The organism is Nitratireductor sp. GCM10026969 (assembly GCF_042660605.1).
In the GTDB taxonomy this organism is placed as follows: domain Bacteria; phylum Pseudomonadota; class Alphaproteobacteria; order Rhizobiales; family Rhizobiaceae; genus Chelativorans.
This window is the reverse complement of record NZ_JBHSUM010000189.1, coordinates 1-7,287: the sequence shown is the minus strand read 5'-3', so window position 1 is coordinate 7,287 and position 7,287 is coordinate 1. Positions and strand designations below refer to the sequence as shown.

The 7,287-nt window shown below is 64.8% G+C and carries 8 protein-coding genes; 3 read left to right on the top strand and 5 right to left on the bottom strand.

Annotated features, from left to right (window positions below; translation table 11 throughout):
* Positions 1-350, top strand: a 350-nt coding sequence (locus ACFP9U_RS22595; RefSeq protein WP_378624919.1) for a hypothetical protein, incomplete at its 5' end; no start/stop codon positions are given.
* Positions 351-711: 361 nt separating this feature from the next.
* Here ACFP9U_RS22595 and ACFP9U_RS22590 read toward each other — a convergent pair.
* Together ACFP9U_RS22590 and ACFP9U_RS22585 are read right to left on the bottom strand one after the other, a co-directional pair.
* Positions 712-948, bottom strand: a complete 237-nt coding sequence (locus ACFP9U_RS22590) for a hypothetical protein (RefSeq protein WP_378624917.1) — start codon at positions 946-948, stop codon at positions 712-714.
* 401 nt (positions 949-1,349) lie between these two features.
* Complete coding sequence (locus ACFP9U_RS22585; protein WP_378624916.1) at positions 1,350-1,829, bottom strand: metallophosphoesterase family protein; 480 nt, start codon at positions 1,827-1,829, stop codon at positions 1,350-1,352.
* Here ACFP9U_RS22585 and ACFP9U_RS22580 point away from each other — a divergent pair.
* Positions 1,828-1,977 (top strand): hypothetical protein, encoded by a 150-nt coding sequence (locus ACFP9U_RS22580; RefSeq protein WP_378624914.1) that lies wholly within the window; start codon positions 1,828-1,830, stop codon positions 1,975-1,977. The two genes, ACFP9U_RS22585 and ACFP9U_RS22580, sit on opposite strands and share 2 nt — an antisense overlap.
* Before the next feature lie 105 nt (positions 1,978-2,082).
* Here the strand turns inward: ACFP9U_RS22580 and ACFP9U_RS22575 are convergent, their stop codons facing one another.
* Positions 2,083-3,765: a BCCT family transporter gene (locus ACFP9U_RS22575; protein WP_378624913.1), complete on the bottom strand. Its 1,683-nt coding sequence runs from the start codon at positions 3,763-3,765 to the stop codon at positions 2,083-2,085.
* Positions 3,766-3,985: 220 nt separating this feature from the next.
* The gene (gene betC, locus ACFP9U_RS22570) at positions 3,986-5,515 is read right to left on the bottom strand and encodes a choline-sulfatase (protein WP_378624911.1); all 1,530 of its coding nucleotides are present in this window, start codon (positions 5,513-5,515) and stop codon (positions 3,986-3,988) included.
* Positions 5,516-5,804: 289 nt separating this feature from the next.
* On the opposite strand from betC, the gene ACFP9U_RS22565 reads away from it, so the two are divergent.
* Entirely contained in the window at positions 5,805-6,704 is a 900-nt protein-coding gene (locus ACFP9U_RS22565) for a LysR substrate-binding domain-containing protein (protein ID WP_378624910.1), read from the top strand.
* 315 nt (positions 6,705-7,019) lie between these two features.
* Here the strand turns inward: ACFP9U_RS22565 and ACFP9U_RS22560 are convergent.
* On the bottom strand, positions 7,020-7,287 hold a 268-nt coding region (locus ACFP9U_RS22560; protein ID WP_378624907.1), incomplete at its 5' end, for an exodeoxyribonuclease VII large subunit.

Genomic DNA, 7,287 nt, shown 5'->3' with positions numbered 1-7,287 from the left:
GCATGGTCGGCGTGCGGCCGGAGGAGGAGTTCGGCACGGTGCTGGCGCATGCGCGCGCCCGTTTCGGCGTGGACGCCCCGGTTCTCCAGCTCCTGACGACGGTCGCCGCCGACGAGAGCGAACTGCGTGTCTATTGGCACGTGCTCGACGGTCGCTCCAACGAAACATATCTCTCCGCTTCGGCGGCCATGGAACTGGCGCCCGGCCAGCGGCAGGCGGTGCATGCGGAAGTGGCGCGCCAGGTCGCGGCATCGCTGGCGCGCCTCGAGGCCGGCATGAAGGCCGGGCAGGCGGCCGGCGAAGGCGCATCCTTCTCCAGGCTGCCCTGGCATTCAATCGGATTGGAGTAGATCGACGGCCACGCTCCCCGCCTGCAGGAGGCGGGCAATCCCGCACGGGAAAACCTTCGAGCGGTGCTATCCTCCTCGCCCGTCATCCTGGCCATGCGGCGAAGCGCCGAGCCGGGCCTGAGAGCGGCAGCTAGCGCCGACTGTTCCGGGACACAGCCGGGATGGGGCTCTTCGGCAAGTTAAGGAGCCGTGCTCCATGACGTTGCAACCACCACCCAAAGCCTTCAGCTTCCGGGGCGGTGGTCGTCGTCGGTGCGGCAAGAACTCTTATATGCGCCCTCGCGTTGCGCAGAAGAAGCGAAGCGGGCGGCATTTCCCAATCCCGGTCGTACAGGCCGCCTTCCGTCATGAAAGCGATAGACTAGCGGATCCAGAATGCCGGCCGGATGCAGTTTTCATCCGCGACCGGAATCTCGTGCATGATTCGCGAGCCCTTGAAATAGGGATGTTCGCGTTTGCATTCCTCGAGCAGGTCGAGGTCCACCGGCCCGTCCCGGACCAGCGTCATGTCCATGTCCTCCTCGCACAGGCCGAGTTCGGCGAGTTCGTCGAGAAGTCGCAGGATAATGGTCTTGTCGATCAGCGGGCTGGCTGGCACGGTCCTGTCCACGCATGGGATCACGGATAACCGGCTGTCACGCGTACCCATGCACTTGCAGGGGGCCCAAGACCCCACCTGCGACACACGGGGCGTAGCAGGCGGGGCCCTGGGTTAAGCCGGTCCGGGGGGCGGGAGGACCGGCTATTTCTTTGCCACCGGCCGCCGGGGCGACGCGTCGGCTGGAGCGTTCGCGGGACCGCGGCGGGAGGTCATATCGGCCGCGGCCGAACAACCACGGCCCCGCTGAAGCCTTTCCGGGCGGCGAACGAGGAAGGGGCCCTTTCGTCATCTGCCCGCAATCCCTGGCTCCGTCTGTGCGTGTGTTTTGCCCCGGCCCGACACTTATGGACAAATAGGGCGCCGCTGTTCGTTTGATTTTTTTGCAAAGGCGCTGCGTTTCAGCGCCGGGCGAGCAGCGTCTCCAGCAAGACCGGGCGGTAGTCCCGCGCGTCCACGCCGACATCGTATTGCCGGGTGACGGGTTTCAACCGGCCATGGGAGTGGCCGTGCAGGTTGACCGACTTGTTGCCCATCCGGTTCCAGGTGCGAAAGGGATAGTGGCAAAGGACGAGCATCACGCCGTTCACGGTGAGCTCGGCATAATGCTGCACGCTCGCCCAGCCGCCGGCCGAGACGGTAGCCGCACCGTCATTGTTGCCGATGACGAGATGCTTGCGCCCGTTGAGCGCCTCGAGAAGGGCATCGGGATCCCGCCGCGTGAAGTCGCCCAGGTGCCAGACCTCGTCCCCGGGGCCCACCACCGCATTCCAGGTTTCCACCAGAGCCTCGTCGTGCTCCAAGAGCGAGCCGAAGGGCCGGCGGTCGATGCGCAGCACGCGAGGATCGCCGAAATGAGTATCGCCGGTGAAGAAGAGCATGCCGCGAACCCGTTCCTTTCTCGAAAAGGTTCACCGCGATATGGCCGGCCGTCCGTCCTTCGGCAAGGACGCCGAAAGCGAAAGTGTGGCGCGTGGCATGGGCGCACGCGCCGCGCCCGCCATGCACCGTAGCCTCGGCATATCATGAAACCGTATTTGGATTCATGGATATGCCACCGGCACTGGTTTCCACGGTCATTTTGCTGGCATACCGGCCCGCCGGTAGCGGGCCGGTGCCTTGTGAAACGCCGGTTTACTCTGCGGGCGTCGGCGCGGGCGTCCGCCCGTCGTCGTCTCGATCCGGGTCACCGTCCCTCACCGCCGGTGGCGGACCGGAAAGTGCGGTCTCGCCGACGAAGGCGCTGGGAAGGTTGTGCTCGGCTTCCTGCTCCGTCACGAACCACTGCTTGTAGCGGTAGAGCACGAGGTGGTCGCGACCGAGCGCGCGCAGAAGGCCGTACATCATCACCAGGATGACGAAGGCGAAGGGAAAGCCGGCCACCACGGCGGCCGCCTGCAGGGCCGCCAGTCCGCCCGCAGCGAGAAGAATGGCGGCGATGATTCCTTCGGTCACCGCCCAGAAGAGACGCTGCACCTTCGGCGGATCGATATGGCCGCCGGCCGTCAGCATGTCGATGACGAAGCTGCCGCTGTCGGAAGAGGTCACGAACCACACCACGATCATCACGATCACGACCGCCGTTACCAGCCGCGTGAGCGGGAAATAGTCGAGCAGCCTGAAGATGGCGTTGCCGTAGCCCTGCTGCGTTGCCTCGATCAGGCCCGGATTGCCGGCAAGCTCCATGTGAATCGCCACACCGCCGAAGGCGGTGAACCAGAAGAACAGGATGATGACGGGGATGAAGAGGACACCGAGCGTGAATTCGCGCACCGTGCGCCCGCGTGAGATGCGGGCGATGAAGATGCCGACGAAGGGCGACCAGGAAATCCACCAGGCCCAGTAGAAGATCGTCCAGTTCACCTGCCAGTTGGTGCCCGAATAGGCCTCGCTCCAGAAACTGAAGTAGACGAGATTGCTGATGTAGTTGCCGACATTCTCGACGAAGCTGTCGAAGATGTAGAGCGTCGGTCCCGTGATCAGGATGAACGCGAGCAGCACGAAGCTGAGCTGGATGTTGAAGTTGCTGACGCGCTTGATCCCGCTGTCGAGGCCGAGCATTACCGAGGCGGTGGCAAAGGCGGTGATGATGGCGATCAGCACGATCTGGACGAACAAATTGTCCGGAATGCCGAACAGGCCATTGAGCCCGGCGCTGATCTGCATCACGCCCAGCCCGAGCGTTGTGACGATGCCGAACATGGTGCCGAAGACCGCCAGAATGTCCACCGCATGGCCCCACGGCCCGTAGATGCGCTCGCCGATCAGCGGGTAGAGCGCGGAGCGTATCGAGAGCGGCAGGCCCTTGCGGTAGTGGAAATAGGCGAGCGACAGGCCGACGATGCAGTAGAGCGCCCAGCCGTGAATGCCCCAGTGCAGGAATGACAGCACCATGGCCTGCTCGGCCGCCGCGACGCTTTCGGCTTCGGCGATCGGCGGCGAGAAGAAGTGGAACAGGGGTTCCGCCACCGCCCAGTAGAGCAGGCCGATGCCGATGCCGGCGCTGAACAGCATCGCCGTCCAGGAGAAGAGCCCGTATTCCGGCGCTTCCGTCTGTCCCCCGAGACGGATCCGGCCATAGGGCCCGAGCGCCAGGTAAAGGCTTACAAGGACCGCCAGGTTTGTGACGATGATCAGAAACCAGCCGAAATAGTCGGCGATCGCCGTCTGCGCGCCCGTGAACAGGGCCGCCGCCGTCTCGGTGAAGACGGCGCCGAGGATGATGAAACCCACGATCAACAGCGCCGAGATGGAAAATACCGGCCTGTTCACATGGGGAAAAGGCCCCAGCGGGCCTGTTTCTACTTGTCGGGTCATGTCGATCCCTCCGTGCCGGGTATGTCGCTTCGTGCGGCTTTAGCCTCCGTAGACCGCGCCGTCGGGAAGGTCCCGAGGACCGGCGCGGCAAAGGATGTGCGGTCCGCACCCGAAGCGGATCGCGAGGCGTGTTGTCGGTTCCCCTTCATCACGTTTTCGGCACCCGGACACTTCCGGACGCCGCCGGCGTGATGGGCCGGCCGAGAGCAGCATAGGTCATTCATTCTCCGCGCGGAAAGCGCTGGCTCTCCTCAAGCAGGTTGAGGTCCATATGGTTGCGCATGTAGCGCTCCGACGCCTTCTGGAGAGGCTGGTGATCCCAGGGGAAATAGGCGCCGTTCCTGAGCGCCTCGTAAACCACCCTTCGGCGCGCCTGGCTCTCGCGCACGGCGGCGTCGAACGCATCCATGTCCCAGCGTGCGGCGCGCTGCTCGCGAAAAGCGGCGAGCCGGTCGGCATGGGCAGGATCGTTCGCCAGATTGCGCGTCTCGTGCGGGTCGGCCGCAAGGTCGTAGAGCTGCTCCGGATCGAGGGCGCAATGGACGTATTTCCACCGCCCCTGGCGGATGGCCACGAGCGGCGCGCAGGAACCTTCGGCCGCATATTCCATTAGAACCGGGGTTTCGCGGTCCCCGCCCGCGAAGCAGGGTAGGAGGCTTTCCCCGTCCGTCCACGGCAGCACCTCCTCAAGCGAAATGCCGGCGAGATCGGCAAGCGTGGGTGTCACGTCGAGCGTGGAGACGGGCTGGGCGACGAGGCCCGGCCGTATGCCCGGCCCGGCCATCATCAGCGGCACGCGCGCCGAGCCCTCGAAAAAGCTCATCTTGAACCACAATCCCCGCTCGCCCAGCATGTCCCCGTGATCGGAGCAGAACACGACGATCGTGTCCTCGGCCATGCGCGTTCGCTCGAGCGTGTCGAGCAGCATGCCGATCTTTTGATCCAGATAGGAGATATTGGCGAAATAGGCGCGGCGGGAACGGCGCACGTCCTCTTCCGTGATGGCGAACTTTTCGTAGTCGTTGGCGACGTAAAGACGCTGCGAGTGCGGATCCTGCGCGTGATAGGGGATTTCCTCGAGTTGCGGCTCGAGATGCGGACAATCCTCGTAGAGATCCCAGAACTTGCGCCGCGCCACGTACGGGTCGTGCGGGTGGCTGAAGGACACCGTCAGTGCCCAGGGGCGGCGGTCCGGGTCGTCCTCGATGCGCGCGAGCTGGTAGAGCTTCTGCTCGGCGAAGAAGGCGACCTCGTCGTCATATTCAATCTGGTTGGAAATTTCGGCCACGCCCGCACCGGTGACCGAGCCGAGATTGTGGTACCACCAGTCGATGCGCTCGCCGGGCCTGCGGTAGTCCGGGGTCCAGCCGAAGTCGGCCGGATAGATGTCCGTCGTCAGCCGTTCCTCGAAGCCGTGCATCTGGTCCGGCCCCACGAAATGCATCTTGCCCGACAGGCAGGTGTAGTAGCCGGCGCGGCGCAGGTGATGCGCGTAGGTCGGAATGTCTGAGCAGAACTCGGCAGCGTTGTCGTAGACGCGTGTGCGGCTCGGCAACTGCCCGGCCATGAAGGAGGCGCGCCCCGGCGCGCACAGCGGCGAGGCCGTGTAGCAGTTCTGGAATCGCGCCGAACGCGCTGCGAGCGCCCTGAGGTTCGGCGTATGCAGCCATTCCGCCGGCCCGTCGGGGAAAAGCGTGCCGTTCAGCTGATCGGCCATAATGATAAGGATGTTCGGTCGTGTCTTCGTCATCTCGAGCGCCTTCCGGATATGTGTTGTCTGCATGGGACGGCACGCATGCGCCGGCGACGGCGCACGTCACCGACCGGAACTGCCGTCGTCCAGCATCCCGAAATTCCCCGTGTGCGACGCCGAAGGCCGGCCTCGCGCCCGAACGTCGGCGCGTTCGGATTGTTCTTGTTGTCATACATGGCGCTTGACCGAAGCGTTCCAGAGGCGCCATCATGCATTCACCTATTTGATGCGCTTTTTAAGGGTTTGTGAAGAAGCGCTCTCCTGATGGCTGCCATAAAGAGGATTTATGTCTTCCAATCCGCTCGACGTCGGCTGCCTGCGCCTGTTCGCGTTGACCGCGCGCCATCAGAACCTCACCCGCGCAGCCGCCGCGCTCGGCATGACGCAGCCGGCGCTCTCCTACCGCATCCGGCAGATCGAGGAGCTTCTAGGCGTCCGCCTCTTCCACCGCCGCCATCGCGGCCTGACGCTCACGCGCGAGGGCGAGGCGCTGCAGCGGGCGGTGCGCCAGGGGCTCGAGCAGATCGATGAGGCGGTCCAGTCCATCCGCAGCCGCGCCGCGACGCCGGTGGTTCGCCTGATCACGGACTTCGCCTTCGCCACCTTTCGGCTGATGCCGCTGATGGCGCGCTTTCGCCGCGAGCACCCGGAGATCGACGTGCAGATCGTCGCCACGCAATCGCTGCTGCCTGGCCTGGAGAACGAGAACGACCTGGCGATCCTGTTCGGCAACCGCGTCGACATGGGTGGTCAGGCGCGGCTTCTCGTTCCCGAGCGCGTGACGACGGTCTGCGCACCCGGTTTTCGCGACCGCTTCGGGCCGTTCGATCATCCCCGACGGCTCCTCGACATGCCGCTCATCCATCTGGAGGGAGACGACGGCAGTCGCTGGTTCACCTGGCAAAGCTGGCTTGCGGCCGCCGGCGTGACCGACCTTGCGACGGTCGGTTCGCTGAGCTTCAACACCTATACGCTCGCCCTCCAGGCGGCCCAGTCCGGCCAGGGCGTGGCGCTCGGCTGGCGCGGGCTGGTCGACGATCTGCTCGCCGCCGGCGTTCTCGTGCCGGCCTGCGACCTCACGCTCGAGACCGACCGCGGCTACTGGCTCGTTCAGCACAAGTCCCCGCCACCGGAAACGGACCTGGTGGCGCGCTCGCTTGCGCGGGACATGCAGGTGGGGAGTTAAAGCCCAGGCTACAGATGGTGCGCATTTGCCGGCTACTTGTTGAGAAGATATAATGCAAGATGAAACCCCCTCTCTTGCAAATTCTAAGGACTTGGCCTTGCCAAGCCCAAGAATTTGCTTTCTCCCCCGCCGAGGGGGAGATAGGCGCCGCCAAACTCCGTTTCGGCCCAATCTCCAGAGTTGGTGATTGACGGCGGCGCGAGCGCCGATCTCTCCCCTTGCGGGAGAGAAAAGCGATTTCAATATCTTAGCCGAAGGCTAAGTGTTAGGAATCGCAAGAGAGGGGGCGCTGTCCCAGCATAGCCCGGCACATCCTTAAAACAGCGAGCCCTGCTTGCCCGGCTCCTTCGGCGCTGCGGGCGCCTTGCTGCGGGCGGGGTTGGCCGGCTTGCCGGTGGCGATGGCTCCGGCGCTGCCGTCGCTGAACTGCAGGCGCAGTTCCTGGCCCTTCTTCAATTCGGCCGCTTGCTTGAGCGGCTTGTCCTCGGCGTCACGCACCAGCGCGAAGCCGCGCTCCAGCACCCCCTCGTAGGAAAGTGAGCGGGCGAGCCGGGCCGCCTGGTCGCTCGCCATGCGCGACTTG